Consider the following 594-nt stretch of genomic DNA (forward strand, 5'->3'; position numbering starts at 1 on the left):
TGCCCCTTGCCGCGGAACAGCTCATAACCCGCCTGCTCCTGAGGCGTAAACTGCGCTTTGCCCGCCAGCACCGCATCGAACTTGGAAGTAAGAGCCGTTACCTCGGCGGACGCCTCGTAGCCGGCGATGGACTGCGCCATCTGGTCGAACGTGGCCGCGGCGCGGCCGCGATCTATCGGCGTAAGATGGACTGGTATCGGGTCGTTCGCGGGCGGCGGCCCCGGTTGATTGCACACCTGCTCAACGTCCGCAGGCCACTGGATAGCAAAGGCCTGCGGACCCCAGACCGCTTCGAACAAGCCGCAATAGGGCCGCTGCACCGCGCGATATACCGCACAGACAATATCGGGCAGGCCCATTTCGACGGGATTGGTCGGCGGCCCCTCCGCCTGCTCGGCGGCTGGATTGCCTAACCGACGGCCGGTTGCGCGCATATCCCAGAAATTGCCGCCGACGAGATCGCCCTGCCCGGGATTATAATGCAAAACAGGGGAAAGCGGTGCGTACGCATGCGACTGCGGCTTGCGGTTGCTAAAGCGGGTGCGCACCGAACCAGGATATGAGCCGGTCGTGCGGTTGAGCTCGGACACCGGC

General features: G+C 64.5%; 1 protein-coding gene. It reads right to left on the reverse strand.

Translation table 11 applies throughout. The annotated features are described in order from the left end of the window. Positions 1-594, reverse strand: a 594-nt coding sequence (locus AC5ZGW_RS46775) for a cytochrome c peroxidase (protein ID WP_496114216.1), incomplete at both ends; no start/stop codon positions are given.

Source organism: Bradyrhizobium sp. Crot121 (assembly GCF_059512385.1).